General features: G+C 45.1%; 23 protein-coding genes and 1 rRNA gene. 9 read left to right on the forward strand and 15 right to left on the reverse strand.

From position 1 onward, the window contains the following. Nucleotides 1-4: 4 nt before the first annotated feature. Nucleotides 5-205, reverse strand: coding sequence for a YheV family putative zinc ribbon protein (locus tag V1358_RS17455; RefSeq protein WP_347392071.1), 201 nt, complete (start codon nt 203-205; stop codon nt 5-7). Between the two features lie 123 nt (nt 206-328). Between V1358_RS17455 and V1358_RS17460 the strand changes: the two genes are divergently transcribed. The 8 genes from V1358_RS17460 (at nt 329) to V1358_RS17495 (ending at nt 5838) form a co-directional block, all read left to right on the forward strand. After that, nucleotides 329-2245, forward strand: a complete 1917-nt coding sequence (locus V1358_RS17460; protein WP_347394346.1) for an ATP-binding cassette domain-containing protein — start codon at nt 329-331, stop codon at nt 2243-2245. Continuing rightward, nucleotides 2229-2705 carry a TIGR02444 family protein gene (locus tag V1358_RS17465; RefSeq protein WP_347392069.1) on the forward strand — a complete coding sequence of 159 codons (477 nt, stop codon included), beginning with the start codon at nt 2229-2231 and terminating at the stop codon, nt 2703-2705. The genes V1358_RS17460 and V1358_RS17465 overlap by 17 nt, the downstream gene beginning before the upstream one ends. Nucleotides 2706-2790: 85 nt before the next feature. Further along, nucleotides 2791-2937, forward strand: coding sequence for a hypothetical protein (locus V1358_RS17470; protein WP_347392068.1), 147 nt, complete (start codon nt 2791-2793; stop codon nt 2935-2937). 145 nt (nt 2938-3082) lie between these two features. Beyond that, complete coding sequence (locus tag V1358_RS17475) at nt 3083-4087, forward strand: hydrolase (protein WP_440589909.1); 1005 nt, start codon at nt 3083-3085, stop codon at nt 4085-4087. Beyond that, complete coding sequence (locus tag V1358_RS17480) at nt 4084-4347, forward strand: YheU family protein (RefSeq protein ID WP_347392067.1); 264 nt, start codon at nt 4084-4086, stop codon at nt 4345-4347. Before V1358_RS17475 ends, V1358_RS17480 begins: the two co-directional genes overlap by 4 nt. 118 nt (nt 4348-4465) lie before the next feature. Further along, nucleotides 4466-4783 carry an antibiotic biosynthesis monooxygenase family protein gene (locus V1358_RS17485; protein WP_105190305.1) on the forward strand — a complete coding sequence of 106 codons (318 nt, stop codon included), beginning with the start codon at nt 4466-4468 and terminating at the stop codon, nt 4781-4783. A 27-nt stretch (nt 4784-4810) separates the two neighbouring features. Continuing rightward, on the forward strand, nt 4811-5473 hold the full coding sequence (locus tag V1358_RS17490; RefSeq protein WP_347394347.1) for a hypothetical protein: 663 nt from the start codon (nt 4811-4813) through the stop codon (nt 5471-5473). Nucleotides 5474-5535: 62 nt separating this feature from the next. Further along, nucleotides 5536-5838, forward strand: coding sequence for an antibiotic biosynthesis monooxygenase family protein (locus V1358_RS17495; protein WP_347392094.1), 303 nt, complete (start codon nt 5536-5538; stop codon nt 5836-5838). A gap of 2 nt (nt 5839-5840) precedes the next feature. Here the strand turns inward: V1358_RS17495 and V1358_RS17500 are convergent, their stop codons facing one another. Both V1358_RS17500 and V1358_RS17505 read right to left on the reverse strand, forming a co-directional pair. Beyond that, nucleotides 5841-6056: a TIGR02450 family Trp-rich protein gene (locus V1358_RS17500; RefSeq protein WP_347394348.1), complete on the reverse strand. Its 216-nt coding sequence runs from the start codon at nt 6054-6056 to the stop codon at nt 5841-5843. 101 nt (nt 6057-6157) lie between these two features. Beyond that, a complete protein-coding gene (locus tag V1358_RS17505) occupies nt 6158-6622 on the reverse strand; it encodes a nuclear transport factor 2 family protein (RefSeq protein WP_347394349.1) in 465 nt (154 codons plus the stop codon). 210 nt (nt 6623-6832) lie between these two features. Here V1358_RS17505 and V1358_RS17510 point away from each other — a divergent pair, with 210 nt between their 5' ends. Beyond that, nucleotides 6833-8026 carry a dipeptidase gene (locus V1358_RS17510; RefSeq protein ID WP_347392063.1) on the forward strand — a complete coding sequence of 398 codons (1194 nt, stop codon included), beginning with the start codon at nt 6833-6835 and terminating at the stop codon, nt 8024-8026. Nucleotides 8027-8091: 65 nt separating this feature from the next. On the opposite strand, the gene V1358_RS17515 is transcribed toward V1358_RS17510, so the two are convergent. The 12 genes from V1358_RS17515 to rrf all read right to left on the reverse strand — a co-directional run bounded on the left by V1358_RS17515 (nt 8092) and on the right by rrf (nt 20670). After that, a complete protein-coding gene (locus V1358_RS17515) occupies nt 8092-9519 on the reverse strand; it encodes a protein adenylyltransferase SelO (protein WP_347394350.1) in 1428 nt (475 codons plus the stop codon). An 8-nt stretch (nt 9520-9527) separates the two neighbouring features. Further along, nucleotides 9528-10232: a DNA-3-methyladenine glycosylase I gene (locus tag V1358_RS17520; RefSeq protein ID WP_347394351.1), complete on the reverse strand. Its 705-nt coding sequence runs from the start codon at nt 10230-10232 to the stop codon at nt 9528-9530. Between the two features lie 99 nt (nt 10233-10331). After that, a complete protein-coding gene (locus V1358_RS17525) occupies nt 10332-11276 on the reverse strand; it encodes a hypothetical protein (RefSeq protein WP_347392060.1) in 945 nt (314 codons plus the stop codon). Then, complete coding sequence (locus V1358_RS17530; RefSeq protein WP_347394352.1) at nt 11273-12340, reverse strand: vWA domain-containing protein; 1068 nt, start codon at nt 12338-12340, stop codon at nt 11273-11275. The genes V1358_RS17525 and V1358_RS17530 overlap by 4 nt, the downstream gene beginning before the upstream one ends. A gap of 6 nt (nt 12341-12346) precedes the next feature. Continuing rightward, the gene (locus tag V1358_RS17535; RefSeq protein ID WP_347394353.1) at nt 12347-13117 is read right to left on the reverse strand and encodes a MotA/TolQ/ExbB proton channel family protein; all 771 of its coding nucleotides are present in this window, start codon (nt 13115-13117) and stop codon (nt 12347-12349) included. Between the two features lie 133 nt (nt 13118-13250). Continuing rightward, nucleotides 13251-15239 carry a PEGA domain-containing protein gene (locus tag V1358_RS17540; RefSeq protein ID WP_347394354.1) on the reverse strand — a complete coding sequence of 663 codons (1989 nt, stop codon included), beginning with the start codon at nt 15237-15239 and terminating at the stop codon, nt 13251-13253. Nucleotides 15240-15244: 5 nt separating this feature from the next. Then, nucleotides 15245-16687 (reverse strand): hypothetical protein, encoded by a 1443-nt coding sequence (locus V1358_RS17545; protein WP_347394355.1) that lies wholly within the window; start codon nt 16685-16687, stop codon nt 15245-15247. A 42-nt stretch (nt 16688-16729) separates the two neighbouring features. Then, nucleotides 16730-17998, reverse strand: coding sequence for a hypothetical protein (locus V1358_RS17550; RefSeq protein WP_347394356.1), 1269 nt, complete (start codon nt 17996-17998; stop codon nt 16730-16732). Nucleotides 17999-18014: 16 nt separating this feature from the next. Further along, nucleotides 18015-18596 carry a hypothetical protein gene (locus tag V1358_RS17555; protein ID WP_347392054.1) on the reverse strand — a complete coding sequence of 194 codons (582 nt, stop codon included), beginning with the start codon at nt 18594-18596 and terminating at the stop codon, nt 18015-18017. 251 nt (nt 18597-18847) lie between these two features. Then, nucleotides 18848-19573 (reverse strand): hypothetical protein, encoded by a 726-nt coding sequence (locus V1358_RS17560; RefSeq protein WP_347394357.1) that lies wholly within the window; start codon nt 19571-19573, stop codon nt 18848-18850. 52 nt (nt 19574-19625) lie between these two features. Then, the gene (locus tag V1358_RS17565) at nt 19626-19850 is read right to left on the reverse strand and encodes a hypothetical protein (protein ID WP_347392052.1); all 225 of its coding nucleotides are present in this window, start codon (nt 19848-19850) and stop codon (nt 19626-19628) included. 705 nt (nt 19851-20555) lie between these two features. Further along, a 5S ribosomal RNA gene (gene rrf / locus V1358_RS17570) occupies nt 20556-20670 on the reverse strand. Nucleotides 20671-20674: the final 4 nt, after the last annotated feature.

Genomic DNA, 20674 nt, shown 5'->3' on the forward strand with positions numbered 1-20674 from the left:
CACATCACTCTGGCTTAAAGACGCCGATCACCTGCTCAAACTGACGTGTTGATGCTTGTACGGCGTTTTCCGGCTGAGTCATAATGTGACCACACTCAACGCATTGCACTTTTTCCACATCGTGTTCTTTATACAGCATCATGGTATCCATCTTTTGACACTCAGGGCAGCTTGCCCCAGCGATAAAACGCTTTTTCTGTTTCATTTCATCAACCCCTACAGCCAACACAACTGGCTTATGAAAGCGCCAGTTTAACACAAAAACTTTCCCGCTTGGATGCACACTCCATGTTATGATTACAGCCAATATTAACTCTGTGCAGTAACTATGATTCAAATCAGTGACATCGAGCTATTACGTGGCCCTAAATGCCTGTTAAAAAATGCCAGTGCGACACTTTTCCCTCAACATAAAGTGGGCTTAGTCGGCAGCAATGGTTGTGGTAAATCAAGCTTATTCGCATTGCTCAAAGGCGAACTGCAGCTTGATGCAGGCGAAGCTAGCATTCCTAAAGAGTGGTCCATTGCTTCCGTAAAACAAGAAACGCCCGCACTTGATATAAGTGCGCTTGAATACGTTTTACAAGGCCATCCTGAGTATTACGCATTACGCACAGAGTTAAAACATGCTGAACAAAACGACGATGGTGACACACAAGCCAAAGTCCACCAGCAGCTGGAATTGATGAAGGGCTACAGCATTGAAGCCAAAGCCGGTGAGCTCCTTCATGGCCTTGGGTTTTCTAACGAAAAGATACGTTTTTCAGTCAGTGATTTCTCCGGTGGTTGGCGTATGCGCCTAAACCTCGCCCAAGCATTGATACGCGATGCAGACTTATTGCTTCTGGACGAACCTACCAACCACTTAGATTTAGATGCGGTTTATTGGCTTGAGCGATTCCTACGCGCGTATTCAGGCACCTTGGTGTTAATTTCTCACGACCGCGAATTTCTAGATGCCGTGGTCGATGAAATTTGGCACATCGATAAGCAACTTATCAATGTTTACAAGGGTAACTACTCCCAGTTTGAACGCCAAAAAGCCGAGCGTTTAGCGCAGCACCAAGCTCAATTCGAAAAGCAGCAGGAACAAATCGCGCATTTAGAGAAATTTATTACGCGTTTTAAGGCAAAAGCGAGTAAGGCTAAACAAGCTCAAAGCCGAGTGAAGGCACTCGAGCGTATGGAAAAGCTCGCGCCTGCGCACGTAGACTCACCGTTCGACTTTAGCTTTGCAGAACCAGATGCATTGCCAAACCCATTGATTGCCTTGGATGGTGCTCAGGCTGGCTATGGTGACACCACCATTTTACACAGCATTAAACTCAACCTAGTGCCAGGAAGCAGGATCGCCCTGCTCGGTCGTAATGGTGCAGGTAAATCAACACTCATCAAATTGTTGGCGCAAGAGCTTAAACCACAAGCCGGTGAAGTGTTTTATCATCAGGGCCTAAAGGTCGGTTACTTTGCACAGCATCAGCTTGAAGCCTTAGACTTACAGGCAAGCCCAGTGACTCACCTACAGCGCCTTAACCCACAAGCAAGTGAACAATCGCTACGCGACTTTTTAGGCGGTTTTGATTTTGTCGGTGACAAAGCACTTGAAACAGTTGCACCTTTCTCTGGTGGTGAAAAAGCACGTTTGGTGCTTGCTATGCTTGTCTATCAGAAGCCGAACTTGCTACTGTTAGACGAACCAACAAACCATTTAGACTTGGAAATGCGCCATGCCCTTGTCATGGCATTACAAGGGTTTGAAGGTGCCATGGTGACGGTATCGCACGATCGTCATTTACTAAAAAATACCGCTGACGAGTTTTACTTGGTCGATAATGGCGAAGTAAGCCAATTTGGTTACGACTTAGATGCTTATTACCAATGGTTAGTCAAAGCAAACCAAAGTGAAAAGCCGACGCAAAATAATGATGATAAAGCGCATTCAAGCGCCAATCGTAAAGAACAAAAACGTAAGGAAGCTGAGTTTCGGAAATTGGTGCAGCCTTTGAAAAAAGACATCACTAAGCTCGAAAAACAGCTTGATGTACTTACCCCAGAACTGGAAGAAATTGAAAGCCAATTGGGGGATAACAGCTTGTACGACGATAACAATAAAGAAAAATTAAAACAGTTATTGGCAAAACAAAGTGAGCTCGCGCAAAAGCAGGAGCAAGTGGAAGAGCAACTGCTCGAGCTGATGGCCGAATTAGAAGAGCAAGAGCAACTTTTTTATGAAGACCAAGATTAGCGCTGAGCAGTTTTGGCAATTTAGCCTCTCTATTTATGCCGATGAGCAAGTACAGAAAAGCTTGCTTCATTGGCAAAATGAGCACGGTCTAAACATAAACCTGTGCCTACTGCTCGCCTATTTGGATTGTCACCAGTTGGCCATCTCAGCCGCAGCGCTTACTGAGTTAGAAGCTTGTATTCTCGACTTTGATAGTCAAGCTTTAAAGCCACTGCGAGGCATTCGCGGCTATTTGAAAAAACACCAAACAGAGATTACCCAATACCCCCAATTACGTAAGCAGATGCTCGAGTTAGAATTAGCCTTTGAGAAACAACAACAGCAACAGCTTATCGCAACATGCCAGACCCTGGCACTGGTGCAAGATATCCGCCCAAATAACCTTCAACTCTACGTTCGGGCATCTGAACTGCCGTTAAAAGCTGATCTGGATCAAGCCCTACACGCGATTCAATACTAAGCTAATAACAACCTTGATCTAGGTCATATTTGCAATGGAACAACTACCCTATTCTTAGCACATCAAAGGAACAGGAGACGCCATCATGCAAGTATTCTTTAGAGATTTTTTCTCAGACCCAGTGCTGTTTTTATCATTCGGTATCCTCAGTGTTGTTGTACTACTTTGCTTGTTTTATGTCGGCTTTTTCATCAAAAAAGTTATGGATGCTGAAGTTCCTGAAGGACAGTAATTTTCTGTTGAGACTGGATAAGTAGCAACAACCAACCAAATTAAGCACGACGCACAAAGCCTTCTCTAATCTCTGTATTAGCGAAGGCTTTATTTTTGTGCGATATAAATGAGCACACCGTTAAACTTTGTTACTATAGTGCGCGATGTATTCTGAACTTGTTGGTAAATATTCAGTGAGTAACCACTTTACCCCAGCTTGGTGGATGCCAGGCCGTCACCTGCAAACCATTTTGCCGCGCTTCTTTCGTCCTGGATTCAAAGTTGCTGTTGAGCGCGAAATTATCGCCACAGAAGATGACGACTTTCTTGATCTAGCATGGGCGCAACCAGCACAACCAGATAGGCCGCTTGTTATTATCTTGCATGGTTTAGAGGGGAATATTGATAGCTTCTATGCCAAAGGCATGATGAAAGCACTGCAAAACGCGGGGCTTGATGCCGTGCTCATGCATTTCCGTAACTGCTCTGGCGTGCCGAACCGTCAAGCACGTGCTTATCACAGTGGTGAAACGCAAGATCTTGGTTTCTTTATTCGTTACCTTCAGAACAAGTTTCCCAATAGACCGCTTGCTGCGGTTGGCTTTTCGCTAGGTGGTAATGTATTGGCCAAGTACCTCGGCGAGCAAGGCGAACAAAGTGGTTTAGTTGCTGCCAGCGTGGTCAGTGCGCCTCATGACTTATCGAGTTCATGCCAAGTTATTCGCAAAAGCCTAGGAAAGATTTATCAGCACTACTTACTCGGACGCATGAAAAAGTCCATGACGCGAAAATTACCCCAGCTTTCAGGTACGTTGGATATTACCGCGCAGCAGCTAAACGCGATTGATGACCTATGGGAATTCGACAACCTTATAACCGCACCATTACACGGTTTTGACGGCGCCGAAGATTACTATGCAAAAAGCAGTGCCAAGCCCTATTTAAAACATATCGCAACGCCCACTTTATTAATTCACGCAGAAGACGACCCCATGCTTGCCATACAAGCTGTGCCTCGCCCTGAAGATGTTTCGGGTGCCGTGGATTTACGAGTATCAAACAAAGGTGGCCACGTTGGCTTTATTAGCTGCAGTGGTTGGTTTAAGCCGGAGTTCTGGTTAGAAAAAACCATCCCACACTACTTTTCGGAGCAATTTGCAAAAGCATGATTATTCCTTACCAAGAGCTAAGTAAAGAAGCACTTACCAACCTTATCGAGCAGTTTATTCTGCGCGAAGGGACCGACTACGGTGAAAGTGAGGTTGATAACAAAACCAAAATAGAACAAGTGCTTGGACAAATTAAACGCGGCGAGGCCGTGATTGTTTACTCAGAGCTACACGAAGAAGTGAATATCATGAGCGCGCAGCAATTCAAGCAAATGCAAGCCGAAGAAGGCGACTATCACATTGATAGGGATGAGTTTTAATCGGGGCTGGCAAATACCAGCCCGTACCACTACCAGCATTTTTCGCTAACCAAACTCACCCGCGGCTGTTATGCTGATCACCTAAAGCAGCAGCCCACTCAGCCAACAAGGAATGTGTATGCCGTTAATCGCTCAAACCCCTGAACCGCCCTACTACACGGTTATTTTTACCTCGGTGCGCACCGAGATAGATGAAGGCTATGGCGACACCGCCACCCGCATGGTAGAGCTGGCCGAGCAACAGCCCGGCTTTTTAGGCGTCGAATCTGCTCGCGAGGAAGTGGGCATCACCGTCTCCTACTGGGCCGACCTGGAATCGATAAAAAACTGGAAGCGCAATATGGAGCACCTTGCAGCGCAAAAACTAGGACGCAAGAAGTGGTATGCCTCGTTTAAATTACGGATCGCCAAGGTAGAAAGGGATTATGGCATGTGAGTAACTACCTCAAGGATTGGATTAAACATGGAAGTAAAAACAAAACATCACCAAAATAAAGCGATGGCAATAACGTTACTCACCCTTATTATTGTAATATTGTGGCTGGTAGTTTTCCATTTTACTGCAAAAGTGCTCGTTCATGAACACATTGCACGTCCACTTGCGTGGCTGAGCATTCCACTTATGCTAGCCCTGATAGCACTACAGACTTACACATTCTTCAAACAGGACTCTCAACTGCGCTATCAATTAGCACGTGGGCAATTTAAAAGTCCATGGATGCAATATGTCGCTTATATGCTTATGTGCCTTTTTGGAATTCCTGTCTTTGTATTCATTGCTGTCTCTTTAGGTATCCCAACAACGCTGCATTATCTTAGCTACTCCTTGGCGGATGACGCGACTATGGTTGTTACAATTGAGAAAAAAAGCAGCTCCTATAAGCAAAAGCATTGCAATGGCTCCGTACTGATTAAAGAATATCAGCTGCTATTCAATAACAGTCTTTGCGGCTTAAGTTCTTTTGATTGGCATTGGGTTTCGCCAGGTGACAAATTAACTCTCCATGGTAAACAATCCATTTTTGGATTTTCTTATGATGGCTACAAAGTTCATACGGTGAATGGTATAGACATACCTAAACTGCTAAGTGGCCAATCTAAAGAGCCTAAGGTGAAAGTTGATTAGCTTTTGCTTTCAAATTCATAGCCATACTTCACTCCTTTACTTTGCAATCTTCTCCCCAAGCGATAGAATCACGCCGTGTCGATAATGGCACGTTTCTTCAGGGCGGGGTAGAAGATGAAGGCTATGGTGATACCGCCACACGTATGGTTGAGCTTGCCAAAGAACAACCCGGCTTTTTGGGCATTGAATCCGCTCGTGAAGAAGTTGGTATTACCGTTTCTTATTGGGCTGATTTAGCCGCAATAAAAAGTTGGAAAGCGAATATGGAGCACCTTGCAGCGCAAAAGCTTGGACGCGAAAAGTGGTATGCGGCGTTTAAATTGCGGATCGCCAAGGTCGAGCGGGATTATGGGATGCATATCTAGCCTCACTTCCATCCTTGTAACCATTTAGAGTCGTCCTTTAACTCAGTCCAATTTATTGCATATTCATTGCGAGAAAGAACGGCTTCCAGAGTACAAGAAAGCACAGTGCCGTCCTCGTCGTATTCTACTTCGGTGACTAAAAAGTGCTTTTCTTTGTTGCGAGATTGGACTGCTGTCCATTTACTTTGCGATAGTTTCGCTGGGTTTATTTTGTTCATATAAAAACGCGATGGCGTCAAGGTGTCGAATCAATAGTGATGTTTTACGTATCTATATCACCTAGCGATTATCGCGATTAAAAACAAATTTTTGTATGGCTCTACTGGTGATACTTACGGATCACCGCCACCTTGTCACCTTCCATCTCGAGTACTTCCATCATCACTTGTGAGTATTCGATAGGTTGATTATTTTGAGGGTGAACACCTTTTGCATGATTTCTGTATCGAATAGCGATTGCAGAGTGATTGAAAGTGAATACATCTAATAGCTCTGCGCTGTAATGGGTATGTGCACCTAAATAAAAAGTCATACCTTTACGTTTATCGGCTTTACCTGATGGCGTGCGCGAATCATCGGTGACCCACGGCAGATGCGCATGACCTACGTCATCGGTTAGCAGCGCAAGGTACTCTTCGAGGTCTTTCTCTGTGGCGTTTGGCGCTTGCGTCGCCGTCATTTTCTCAAAATACAAGTGTGCAAAATCTTTTAAATCGATTTGCACTTCTTCTGCCAATGCTGACATAGACAACAATAGTGCTGCTCCAGCTATGATTATTTTCATGTAAACTCCGTTTTTAACCCAACTCACATAAATGAAGTAGCACCCAAAAATAGCGCCAACATATTTACGATAAATCAATAATTTTCTGATAACAACAAGCGTTATATGCAAGCCATTCAGGCTAATTTACTTTAATCTCATATCCTTGTCATACCCAGAAAATGTCGCCACAATGGGACCCTAATTCAATAATAACAATGAGCGGCTACTATGAAATTCACCACCCTTGGTGCGGCGCTGGCAATTGCACTTGGCAGCGCAAGTGTTGCAGCACAGGATGACTACCAAGCATCAGAAAAAGCAATCAAACTGGCAAAAGAAAACATCTTAATCGACACCCATATCGATGTGCCTTATCGCATCCATGACCAGTGGGACGATGTAAGCAAAGCGACCGAACGTGGTGATTTTGATTACCCTCGCGCGATTGAAGGCGGTTTGAATGCGCCATTTATGTCTATTTATATTCCAGCTAATTTGGAGTTTGAAGGCAAAGGCAAAAGCTACCAATTAGCAAACCAGTTGATAGATATGATGGAAGCGTTAGCGTACCGCGCGCCTGATAAATTCGCGATTGCTGATTCAGTCGCTGACATCGAAAAGCAGTTCAAAGATGGCATCATGTCGCTAGCGATGGGGATGGAGAATGGCTCACCGATTGAAGGCGACATTAACAACCTATACCACTTCTATGACCGCGGCGTGCGCTATATCACCCTTGCTCACTCGCAGAGCAACCATATCTCCGATTCAAGCTATGATATTCGCCGTAAATGGAAAGGATTAAGCCCATTTGGTAAAGAGCTAGTTGTGGAAATGAACAAGGTGGGTATGCTGATTGATGTATCACACATTTCCGATGATGCCTTCTATCAAGTCATGGAGCTGTCTAAAGTACCTGTGATTGCTTCACACTCCTCGCTGCGTAAATACACGCCGGGCTTCGAGCGTAATATGAATGACGACATGCTACTTGCCCTGAAGAAAAACGGTGGCGTGATTCAAATTAACTTTGGCTCAAGCTTTGTTACCAGCGGTGCAAACAATTGGTACACCCGTCGTGATGAAGCACGTGATGCTGCAAAAGAGTCAGGAAAAGAAACCACTGACTTTACCGCTGCGTTTAGAAAGAAAAACCCATTCCCATTCGCAACCCTAGAGCAAGTGCTTGACCACATTGATCATGTTGTTAAATTGATTGGCATCGAGCATGTGGGTATTGGTTCTGATTATGATGGTGTTGGTGACTCATTGCCGATCGGCTTAAAAGACGTATCAACATATCCAAACCTAGTTCAAGGCTTATTGGATCGCGGATACAGTGATAGCGACATCAAGAAGATTCTAGGTGAAAACATGCTGCGTGTTTGGCGCGAGGCTGAGGCCTACGCTGAGGCGAATTAATACCCAGCATTCTTAACAACAAAAGCCCGAGTATATCTCGGGCTTTTCTTTTCCCATTGCAGCAATTAAGTACCACAAAAGGTTTGGTAATCCTCATCGTTTGATACCGGAGGCTGTTGCAGATACCTGTGTGCCTCATCCAACTGATAAGGATTGCGCAGCGCACTCAGTAAAGGAGCTAATTTATCGCTGTACCCTTGCTGTTCAAAGTCCTCAATCACCGCTTCGACTTGGTGATTACGTGGTATCACAAGAGGGTTTGCACTACTCATGAGCCTAGCGCTTTGTTCCAAATGATTATCGACCACCGCCTGCCACTTCACTAACCACTCCACCAGCGGTGCCTGAATCTCAACGAGCGAGTCTTTGCGACGTTGGCAATAACCTGTGAGTTCAACAAAGGTATTGGTGAAATCGAGTTGTTGCTCTTGCATGGCAATGAGTAATTCGTTGACCAGTTCATCCGCACTTGCATCGCTTGCCAACAAACCTAGCTTGCTCATCCACATGGCTTTGAGTTTAGCATTGAACTTCTCACCGAATAGATTCAGCTGCTCGGTGAGCAACTCAACCACGTCGTCTTGTTCTAGGGAGAAAAGATCAATCAAGGTCTCTGCGAAACGCGCCAGATTCCAGCTGGCAATTTGTGGTTGATTGCCATAGGCGTAACGACCATGACGATCGATTGAGCTAAAGGCGCGATTGAAATCAAACTGATTCATCATCGCACACGGACCATAGTCAATGGTCTCACCACTCACAAGCGTGTTGTCGGTATTCATCACGCCGTGAATAAAACCAACTCGCATCCAATTCACAACCAAATCGATTTGCTTGTCCATAACCGCGTTGAAAAATGCGACAAGCTGCTCGTCACCGGTAAGTGCAGCAAGCTCGGGATAATGACGCGCGATGGTTAAGTCCACCAGCTGCTGCAGCGCCTGTGTATCTTGCTGCGCCGCCAAAAACTGATAACTGCCAACGCGGATATGGCTACTCGCCACACGACTCACAATTGCGCCAGCACTGGGCTTTTGTCGCATTACAGTGTCACCGCTCAGTGCCACGCTCAAACAACGCGTGGTTGGAATGTTCAATCCAGCCAGCGCTTCACTCATAATGAACTCGCGCACTGCAGGGCCTATGCCGCATAAGCCATCGCCGCCGCGTGAAAATTGCGTGGCGCCTGAACCTTTTAATTGAATATCCCAGCTTTGTCCTTGTTCGTCTGTCACCGCCCCCAGCAAATGCGCACGGCCATCACCCAGTAATGGCACATAGTTACCAAATTGATGCCCAGCATAGGCAAGAGCATAAGCTTGTGGATGCGCTTGACCTGTAGCCAATTGCGCCTTGGTATGCTCATCCTCAGAAAGACCTAATTGCTGAGCTAACACGCTGTTCCAAAGCAATATTTTAGTGCCGCTGAAGTCTTGAACTTTCGCCTCGTGACTCAGCTGATTCACGCCTTGGTAGGGATTATTTAGCTTCATAGCTATCCTTATTGGCCTTGGTTGGACTCAAAACCCACGTAGTTATCACCAACACTGTAGGCAACTAGCTGACTGAGTTCTTGTAAAGAACGACCGCTTTGCTGTTGTAAGTCATTAAACATGGATTGAATTGCATCCAATGAACGCTTTGAGTGTAGTCCACCATCAATGATTTCATTAGCGCGGCAGTACGCCTCTACATCACGGGAGAGGACAAATGTATCCTTGCCCATAGCCCGCAGTGCAAACGAGCCAGTATTACCACCTAGGCGGGCACCACGCTTTTTGAGGTAGAGCCACAAACCTGTGATGTCCTCACTAGGCCAATCAGCGACAAAGTCTTTAAAGCTGCCGTGCTCTTGTGCTGTTTCAAATATCATCAAACAGTTTGATGGGATGGTTTGTACTTTTTTAAAGTTACGAACAATGCGCTCATCGCTGGCCTTTTGCTCAAGCATTTCAGGGGGCATCATAAGTAATTTTTCCACGCTAAAGTCCCAGAAAACCTCACGGAAACCTGGCCATTTGGCATTGATCACTGACCAATAAAAACCACTTTGAAATATTTTTCGGGTAAATTCTTCTAACCAATCATCATCGCTGAACTGCTTTAGCTGGGACGTGCTCAATGGTTTGCTAAGTAATGATTCAAGCTGCTTTTTAGAGCCCTTTCGCGCGAGCGCTCGCTCATAAATTGATTGATATTTTTCCATAAACTGCTGTTGTGTCTTATTCGTGCGAGAAGCACATTAAAGCATGCTTTCGGTAGTGACAAAAAGGGTTATACCTTGGCAACATGCGAGTGGATCAAACTACAGCCCCATAAAGGTGCCATTGTTTTGCCGTGCCACCTCGCGCATCAAAGTCGAGAATTTCACCATATCAGGAGATGCGCCCATATTACGCTTGAAAGCGATACCATGAATACGAGCAATTAACGCGCCCGAAGAAGCGCGATTAAGATTATTAATTTGTGCGAGCGCAGCGTCATAACTGCTTCCTGTGAAGTCATCACCAAAGACATACAATGCCATGTTGCCTTGATAGCGGCTATAAGCGCGCAATGCTGCCTCTATACCCTCTACCGGAGAGCTGTTTGAGCTACCATTCCAGCCTTGTAATCCACGTAACACGCCATTTCTCTGGGCTTTGGAATCCTTTCGCCACGTGCCTAAGCGACTGCCTCCTAACACATCCCCGTTATCTGAGAGCACCTGAAAGCCTTCTACTTTTGGATGGTTGTTAAGTACTTCATCCAAGGTTCTTAACACCCGCGGCCACATGGTTTTCATTGAGCCTGACGTATCGATGATGAACACCACATAATCACTGTCTACCGGAATGCCTCCGACTTCATCATCACGAGACAATGCCTTGCCCGCGTTAATAGCAGCGCGTTCACGCTCAACTAAAGTCTGTTCAAGCCCCGTGGCCGCGTCAGTCAGTTGTTGGACGTTATCTTTAGCGCGAGCTACTTGCGCCTCTAGTGCTTTTTGTTGTTCTGCATTACTCGCGCCCAAGGCCTGAGCCGCTTTGAGTTGCGCTTGTGCTGCGCTGAGCGCTTGTTGTAACCCATTTACAGTTTGCTCAGCTGAATTGACATCGCGAATTAACGTCGCGACTTGGCTTGCATCCTGGTATTCCCCCTGCTCACCATTTTTAGCCAACAAAATCAGCATCACCACCGCACCAAAGGCACACGAGATGATATCTAAAAAAGATAAGCTAAAAATTTCGATAGGCTCTCTACGTTTCATGGCCAACTCCTCGCGGGGCTGATCATGGTACCTCCTGTGTTATTGGCCCAATTCCAGTACAGTGCAGGCGATAATGGATCACCTTCTAGTGGCAGCAACACAATGTGGGTTGGCACTTTAGGTGCCATCTGCGCGATACTAAATTGGTGAATACGCGCTCGACAATCACCATCTATGGTTTTCATATTCCCCGTGATAGGTTTGCAGGTCTTCGTTTCTCTGAACCCTTGTGCGCTTGTCATCATAGTGGGCAAACCATCGGTGATAATATAGAGCGCATCCATGTCCGCAAAGGTATTGCGCATCATCTGCAATGCTCCATATAAGTCGGTGCCATTTTCCGGCACTAAGGCGTCAATGTCTTTAACGATTGCTTGCAAACTAGACTCTACTTTTGCTGAGCTCACAGCACGCGCACCCAATACCTTAGAGGTAGAGTTAAAACTAACAACACTGACTTGCGAGCTTTTCGGTAGGCGCGCCAGCATCCATTTAGCAACTCGTTTTGTGCGCTGCCATTTAGGGCCTTGTTGTTTTTGTGCCGTAGGGCCAATTTTACGGCGGATGATTTGAATCAGTTGTTCATCGGTCATCGACGCGCTGGTGTCAATCATGATGCCGATGCGCTGCCCCTCAACCTTGAGCCCCAACAGGTAATTTTCTTCACCTGTTCCTTGCAGTTGAATGGGGTCGTCCACTTGCTTGGGCGCAGCCGCAGCGACCGCACTTTCTAACTCAGCGACGACGGCTTGCTCTTCTTGAAGAGCTTGCTTTGTAGCTTGTTGCACTAACTCCAGCGCAGCTATTTTCTGCGCTGCTTCGCTATTTTGGGCATCAGCCTGCGTCACGGCTTGTTCTGTGCTTGTTACCTGCTGCTGCAGTTCTTGTGCTTGTTGCAAGGTGGCCGCGAGTTCTTGTTGCAGACGTTCAATTTCATTACTGGGGACGGATGTGCTGGCTTGAAATTTCACTACTATCAGAATAAGTAATACCGCGCCTAAGCCACAGGCCATGACGTCTAGAAATGATAAGTTAAAACCCTCTTCCGTGCGGCGCTTAAACATGTCTGATTACTTATGCAAGTGCGTGAGTAGATGCGTTTCACAATTGTTCTTGGTTTTCAGCACCATCTCATCTTGACGATTATTGAGGTGAAACAACACATACATCAATAAGATAGAGAGCAGCAAAGAAACTAAGGTAGAATTGAACGCCACTCCGAGTTTATCAACCATACCAGCGATATCGCCTGCGACAGCTTCTTCGGCTTTAGCCAGCGCAGAACCGATTCCTCTAACGGTACCCACAAAGCCAATACTGGGAATGGCCCAAATAAAATAGCGAATGGTGGCATTGCCAGCTTCAAGTTGCGCAGCTAAGGACTCGACACTGTCACGTATGGCATCCGCAGCGTGCTGGACATTGTTAGTGTTTTTGTATCGGCGTAAGCAGTTTATCCAAGTTGCAACCGAGCTATTTTTAGCACTTTCACCTTCCTCCAAATAGGCCAACGCGCCCTCAACATCCAATGACTCGTCTTTAGGGAATGATTTGAGGTAATCAAAGGTGAAGACCGGCTCTTCTTTAGAGACAATACGATAGTATTTGTAGCCCATTAAAATTAAACAAAACAAACCTAAAGTGATGCACGCTTGTTGCTCAGCGTCTTTGAGGATCACCCAGACATTGGCTGTGGCACCAGCACCATAGGCAGCAATGGCGGCATCGGCAGCTGGGCGGATAAGTCCTTGATATATCAAGTGCACAATAACTACGGTAGCAATAAAAACCCCCACAGAAACCAAAGGAGGCAGGTTCATACGTGTATTATCAGTTGCCATTTATTTAGTCCTTAAATATCCACAGGGAAGGTTGCTGGAGAATCCAAACTGATTTTTGCAGCTATTGCAGCCCCACCGATGGAGCAACCGATTACTACACAAGCAGCGATTAATAGGTGTTTACGCTTCATATTTACCTCTCATAGCGAGCGATCCTAAACCCTATGGTTTCACTCGGTCCATCCGATACGATTTTTAACGCAGAACGCAAGCTTTGCATTCTTCCCGATTGATAATTACTGCCCTTTGCTAATCGGCTGCCGCCTTGTATTGGGCCAGTATAATCTTTATGGACCACAGACAGGTCCGGCGTGACATACGAGCTGACATCGAACACCCATTCACTAACATTACCAGCAAGATCATACAGTCCCGCTTTATCGGCTCGAAAACTACCGACTGGAGCTTTACCTGTGAATCCATCTTTGTAGTCTTCAAAATAGAACGCTTGCTTGGATTTCAAGGTTTGGTCAGCAAAATTACCAGCTTCACGTGGCAGGCGCTCACTGTCACCCCACACATATTTGGTTGGGCTCGCTCGTTTGGCTTTTTTCGCCAGCCACTCCCATTCTGCTTCGCTTAGAAGTCGATACCCTCTGGCTTGGGTGTTTACACCCACAAGCTGATCATTGTTGATGCGGTAATAAGGCGTTAGCGCTTCTTGCTCACTCAGCCAGTTGCAATACTTGGCGGCATCAATCCAGCTAATATTACTTACGGGCAACTGAGACTTCGCCACGCTATTGTCGAACGCGTGATATTGAGCTTGTGTGACTTCATGCTTGCCCACCCAAACTGGGCGCGTAAAATCCACACGCACAGCAAATTCATTGCGTTGGCGACCTATTTCATTAGCTGGTGAGCCCATAGTGAATGCAGTCATATTGAATAACTGCATCTGCATACCCAAAGTCGAAATAAACAAAGGACGACCCTCTTTGCGACGGGCATCGAATTCGGTCAACATTGTGACATCAACACTTGAGGTATGCTTGGCACTCGGTATCAGCTTTTTCACAACACTACGATAGCCCTGCTTTACCAACTTTATTTCGTGCTCTGTCGCGGGAAGTGTTTTCGTAAGTGGCGTTTTACCCGCTAAGTTGCCATTAATATATACATCGGCTTCAACATTACTTTTAACGCTTACCTTGCCTTGCTCTGGCTTTAAAGTAATCGGATAGGTCTTAATTTCTTTGGGTGGTAAAATCACTTTAGAATTAAAGCTATAAAAGCCTGGCTTAACATAGCGCACGGTATGAATGGCGTTCGCGTCTATAGATATCTGCCCTGGCTCAACCTGATTGCCATCAATGAGTAAAGTGCCGCCAGCAGGCGACGTAGTGATATCTAAATATGCCTGTTGTGGCTTTAAATTGTATTGCCGCTTCACATCACCATTTGAGTTAGTGATGTCTACTTGTTCAACTGTAGGTTCAAACCCCGCTTTGTGTAACTCCACCTTAAAACTTCCCCCTAAGGAGGAAAAACTCACTGGTGTTTTCCCTTTAGCAACACCATCAACATACACATCGGCACCTTGAGGATTAGAGTCTAGAGTCATCTTGCCATCCACAGCGGTCAATTCAGGCGCGAGCATCACTGCCTTATCGCGCTCAACAGTAAGTGACTGTTGCACAGGTTCATAGTAAGGATTTTCGATGCTCAGCTGATATGAACCGGCCTCTAGCGGCTCTTCAATTTGCGCCCCCTTGGCAAGCAAGCGACCATTGACTACCCATAGCGTGCTGTCGCCATAAGCTTGAGCTACACTGCCGTTGAGGATCCCAGGCTTAGGCTTGAGTTCAACTTCAACAACACTGGCACTCGCATCAGTGATGAGCTTTTGCGATTCGAAATACGTTGGCGCCGAGACTGCGATAGTCACATCACCGCCGAAGCGATACACCACATCATCCGATACAAAACCCACCCCACTTTGCACTTCAATTACCATGCTATCTTGTAATTCTAGAGGCATCACTTTGATTGCATGACCTTTCACTACAAAGAGATAAACAATGATAATTAGGGCCACACTAATGGTGACCAAAGTGGCAATTAACAGCGGTAATAACGAGCTTTTTTGTCGTTGTTTTAACTGCGAGTCCAAATCTGACATAGACACTAAATCCTTTGTGTACAGGCAATGGTTAGAGGGGGCATGGCACCTTGAGCGCTAACCTCTAAGGTGTGCTTAACACTCACAAAACCAGTTCTGCGACCCTCAACTGTATAAGTACCGGGCAATAGCTGAATTTGCTTTTTTGCAAATGGTCCGAGTTTTTCAACTCCATAAATGTGCACTTGAGTGTTTTCATCCGAGAGCAAGGTGACGCTGACAGGGGTTGAATAGCGCTCAATATACACTTCGAGATCTTTAATTGTTGTCGCTAAAGCTTGCGAATGTGGCTCAAGCACTTTCGCAGACATAATCGCGTTTTGCGCCTGAGTGCGAATTCCTGAGTCAATCATGCGCTCCGGGCGAGCCTGATATACAGCTAAACTATTTTGCGCTGACAAAATAGCCTTCGCTCGTTGTTGCAATTGCGTTATTGCAGTATCGCCTGGTGCGCTATCAAGATACTGCTGAGTTAAAGTGAGTACTTGTTGCCACTGCTGTTGCTCACTGGCAGCTAGAGCGAGTGCCCGAGTCCGCTCGGTACTCAATTGCCGTTGCTGTTTGGCCAATTGCTGCTGTAAAAGCTTAATTGTTTCAGGGGCTGCTTGCAGCTGCATGAGAGTGTTAATTGAAGATTGTGCTTGGGCTAGGTTTTGCTGTTGCAGTGCCTGCTGACCAAGCTCTACTGCTTGGCTAATTTTCCGCTCTCTCATTAACGCTTCAGCTGCACTTAACTTCGACTGGTATTCTTGAGGCTCCGGCGTTAAAACTACAAGCTGCGAAAGTGTCGTGATTTGCTTTTCTAAATTACGTTCAATCACTGCCGTTTCGTACTCTTTAAGCAAGGTACGCTGAGAGTCGAATTGGTCAATACGCTGCTGCAAGGCATCAATACGCCTATCTTGCTCATCGAGTGAGCGCATTCTATCTAGGTACAATTGCGCCTCTTTTGGGCGTTGCTGCGTCATCGAGTCCAGCGCTTGCATATACCAACTGTCTACCGCTTTGCGCCACTGGCTTTGTGCTTCGTCAATAAACTGTGCACTCGATTCCAACTGCTGTTGGGCTGTTGCAAAGTCACTTTGTGCGAATGCTTGTAGGGATGAATCATACGTAAACTTGGCTTGCTGAATCAGCCGCGGAGCAAAAGACGATAGCTGTTGATTATTAAGTAAGCCTTGATAATCTTCTTCAAAGGCTAAAATTGCCTCTTGGATGTGTTGACGAGTTTGCTCACTGGCTTTTGCGGTTAAATCAGTAACAGTTGCAACACTATCATCCTTGGTTACATCTGGCTCATTACTGACAGAGAATAAAAAAGCCATCGCTATGAGTAACACAACAACGAGAACACTCACCACAATGGCCACATGGTTTACACGCGCGCCTTGATTCGCTTGTTGTTGCTTTAACTGTTCATCCAGAGATGCTGTTTTTTGTTCAGACACAACCTTGACCTACTCTTGTCTATCCTTTGCATGGCAATGGAGCTAGTTAGCGCTTGTTTCTAGTTGGTAAATCTTTTTCAAATGCGTTTTCCATTGCATATACTGCTCAGCAGCTGTGCCAGTTAATTCAACTTCTTGATCATTGAATTCCATTACTTGTGGGCCAACAGTTAAATCCAAGCCTTGCCCCATCTCATCAATCACCGCTGATGCCATACGTAAGTTTTGATTGGCTTTATAAGCATCTTTGAGAAGCCATGCACTGCCCAGTGCACCTGCGGTTTTTGCAACCGATGTAGACGTGGAAGAACTGTTATTGCCAAGTGCAATCGCAGCAATAAGGCCAATGGTACCAATCACCGTTTTCGCATTACGTTCCATCTCGGCTTCCCGGGCGCGGATAACTTCTGGCAATGTTTCCTCTTGCCAATCGCGATAAGGGTTATCGGTCTGCTTTTGAAATTCATCAAACTGATCTTGTAAACGGTCGACGAATAACATCTCCTGATTACGTAACATTTCGACGCGCTGCAACATCGCATCATCTTGCGCTGGCAAACCCTCTAACTCGTATTTGTAAAAGCGAGTGCCATCTTTCTTATCGATTGACACTTTAAGGAATTCACCGAACGCTTCTGGTGAATAGTAGTTGGCATAACGAACTAAGGTTGTGTCTTTAATTTGTTGTTTTCGTTGCTCTGGCATAGTAGTTAGAAGGTTATATACATAGTCTGCAACCGCATCAAAGACAGGCTCGTAAGGGTCTTTCCCTGCATTCATAGAATCGCGAAAAAAGCTCTTAGACACCTGATGCTCAAAGGTTTCTGTATCTAAAGGTTCGCCGGTACTATCAACAACGGTTACTTCTAATCGAACTACTTCCGAGTCGGAGTGTAGGATTGTGCCGAGGACATATAAATCAGCACTGGTATTGGCATCAGGTACTGCTGAGACAGAGCCAAAAGCTTTTGTTTGTGCAATTGCTCTTTTTGTTTCGACAGCAAAACGCTTCGCCTCGGCACGGCGTAATTGTGGCCAAATATCCATTTCGTCCAATTCTTCGTAATCTACTTCGCCATTACGTTTATTTATTGGAAACCCCGGATTAAAAACAGGCACAGCAACATCTAAATAGATCCCGCTATATTGCTTTTGTTTAGTCTGTTGTTCTCTTGCCACAGTTGGGCCACTCATAGAAGGTCCAACCGCCAATGGCTCATCGCGCTTAGTCGTGGTTGATTTGCAGGCAGTGAGAGTAAGGAAAAACACCATAATAAGGGTGACTAACTGAACTGATTGCTTAAATTTCATCTCTGATTACCTCTCCCTACTTTGTGCAATTGTAGTCTTTGTATTGCTGCACTAACGCTTCGCGTGTGGCTTCGTTGGTTTCTTTTTGAATCTCTTCATAGAGCATAGTGCAAATGATTGAGTCGTTGTCCTTGGGCTTCACAATTTGCTGCTCACGGCCTCCACCCGCCTTGTTCTTCTCTTTCTCAGTTGTAACTTGATCATCCATAGTCGATAAAGGAGTTTGCGAATTTTGTTCCGTTGAAGAAGCATTTTGCAGATTCGCGTTAGCATCACTTTCCTGCGAATTTTGAGCGTTGTCTCCTCCCAAATTAGCGCCTTGTGACTGGGATTGAGTCATATCTTTTTGTACTTTCTCCAAGCACGTACTGTAGCGGTTGACCGAATCCAATAATGCATTTTCCATCAACTTGATTTGCTCGGCTTTAGTCAGCATAGCAGGATCAACTTCTGCGATTTCAACTCCCGTGCAATCATAAGCCACACCTAAAGAGCCTTGAGGTGGTTGTTCGGCAAAGAGTGAAACTGCAAAGAATAGCGAGATCAGCACAGTAGAGAGTAGTTTCATATTCAAATAGACAACTCGAATTCGGTTCATAACACATCCTAACTAATTACTAGTTGTACCTGTTCTTCAGTAAGTATGGCAATAAAATGTTTGTAAGGTTTTGTTAGAACGATTTAGTACTTAGTTTACATCTACACAAATGTATCAAGATTTAATAATTGAGGAGACTAGTGAAGTGAAGAATATGACCCGTAGTATCAACCCCATTGCAGTTCGGAGTTACCAATAACTAACTAAGCTCAAGGAACTCCGCGTTAAAACGGCTTTAGTTGATGCCTATATTAACGAATGACTGCTTTGCTCTCATTGGAAGGGAAAAACACTACCCTAGTTCCTCCAACAAAATGGGCGATATATAAATTACCTAAGTGCTCATTTTTAATAAAAAAGTCTTTTTGGAAACTTTCCCACTGCGAAGAATTTTCGTAGTTAAAAGTAGCTCCACAGAGTAAATCACTACAAAATACTCCTTGAGAATTGATATCTAAGTAATCATACAGTAGTTGCTGGTTGAGATTATCTTGCAACTGAATAGACTCAGTAGAAACTTTCGAGTTTGAGATTAGCTCTATCACTTCATTAAAGTTACTACTGGATAATAACACACCGACTTCTTTCGACTTTTCGAGGTTCAGTGAGCCGTCAATTAATTCTTTTTCAATCAAGGCTGGTTCTTTAATTGTGCATATATCAGAATCATCCTCGCACAGTCTTTTTTTAATATCTGCTACTTTATGTGAATGCGGACTGGATTGGTTTTTTTCAAAACCGGAGCCTAAAACTTGTTCGTTTGGTCCATGATGGCTGTTGTCAAAATCATGGCTATGATCCATTTCTTTAATCTGCTCCGAGGTAATTTTTAAACTGGGGGCTTCTAACTGCAAATGTGCCTGTTGTTCAGGGCTATTATCATTCACTGCACTGCTACTTTTTACAAAAAATAATACAACTGAGCCAATACCTATAAGAATCAACATCGAGACTAAAATAATTTTTCTTCTGTACATTAATCATTCCTTTAGTTTGTAAATGGAGGGTCCCCCTCCATATTTATTCCTATTAAGGAGCTTCAGGTGCTGTTTCTGACTCTGGATGGACGGGATATACTGTCGTTACACGCCCACCACAGCAATCCTGAGTTGAAATAATGCCATTACCATTATCGGTAATCACACAGCTATTCGTACAGGTTGTGATGGAGTGCGAAGCTATCGCTAGCGGTGCATAAAACGCTAAGCCAAAGCTAAATAAAGCTGAGATGATCATTAAAAAATAGTTTTTCATAATATTCCTTTCCAAGGCATAGCATACATCTGAGAAGGTGCCATAGATTCCATTCAATGCCAGTCGGACCAATTATAGGCACACAAAGTAAATCATAAACAAGAATTAAACACAAATAGAGTTTTTAAAGAGCACAAACAGCTAACCGGGTCTTAAACTAGGGCTATTAGTTTGCTATGAGCTCACTGTTCGAGGCTTGAAAGGCACTACAATACTTGCAAGATAAATAACTGATCGCGTGATGAAACAAAGATAGTCACTCTTTTATGCTTCTCCATTTATAGTGGTTTAAAGGGGTAATTAAACCCGTCGCACTTCTGCAACGGGTTTCTTTAATTAGGCGAAGTAAGACCGAAGCACCGCTTCGCAGCTTACTAAGGTGAGGTCAGGGATGAGCGATGTAACCACGCTACAGGGACGGCCTAGTATAAGTATAAACTGTTTTATGTGGATTCGTTGAACGCCAGAAAGCAAAAAACCCGCTGCATTACTGCAACGGGTTTCTTTAATTCGGAGTCGGGGCGCCTAGTCGGGGGCGCCTAGCCTGGTGATAGCCCGGCTTACGGCCTGAGGCCGCCAGCGTTCAAGCAGATGAAGTAAAACTCTTTACTTCATTATTTCCGCTTTCTCCCTACTTTCTCGTAGGTCATCAAAACCTTAAACGAAAAAACCCAGCAATAAGCTGGGTTCTTCGTATAATTAGGAGCCTGGTGATGACCTACTTTCACATGGCAAATGCCACACTATCATCGGCGCAGTTCCGTTTCACTTCTGAGTTCGGCATGGGGTCAGGTGGGTCCAGAACGCTATTATCACCAAGCAAA

The organism is Pseudoalteromonas pernae (assembly GCF_039831865.1).
In the GTDB taxonomy this organism is placed as follows: Bacteria; Pseudomonadota; Gammaproteobacteria; order Enterobacterales; family Alteromonadaceae; genus Pseudoalteromonas; species Pseudoalteromonas pernae.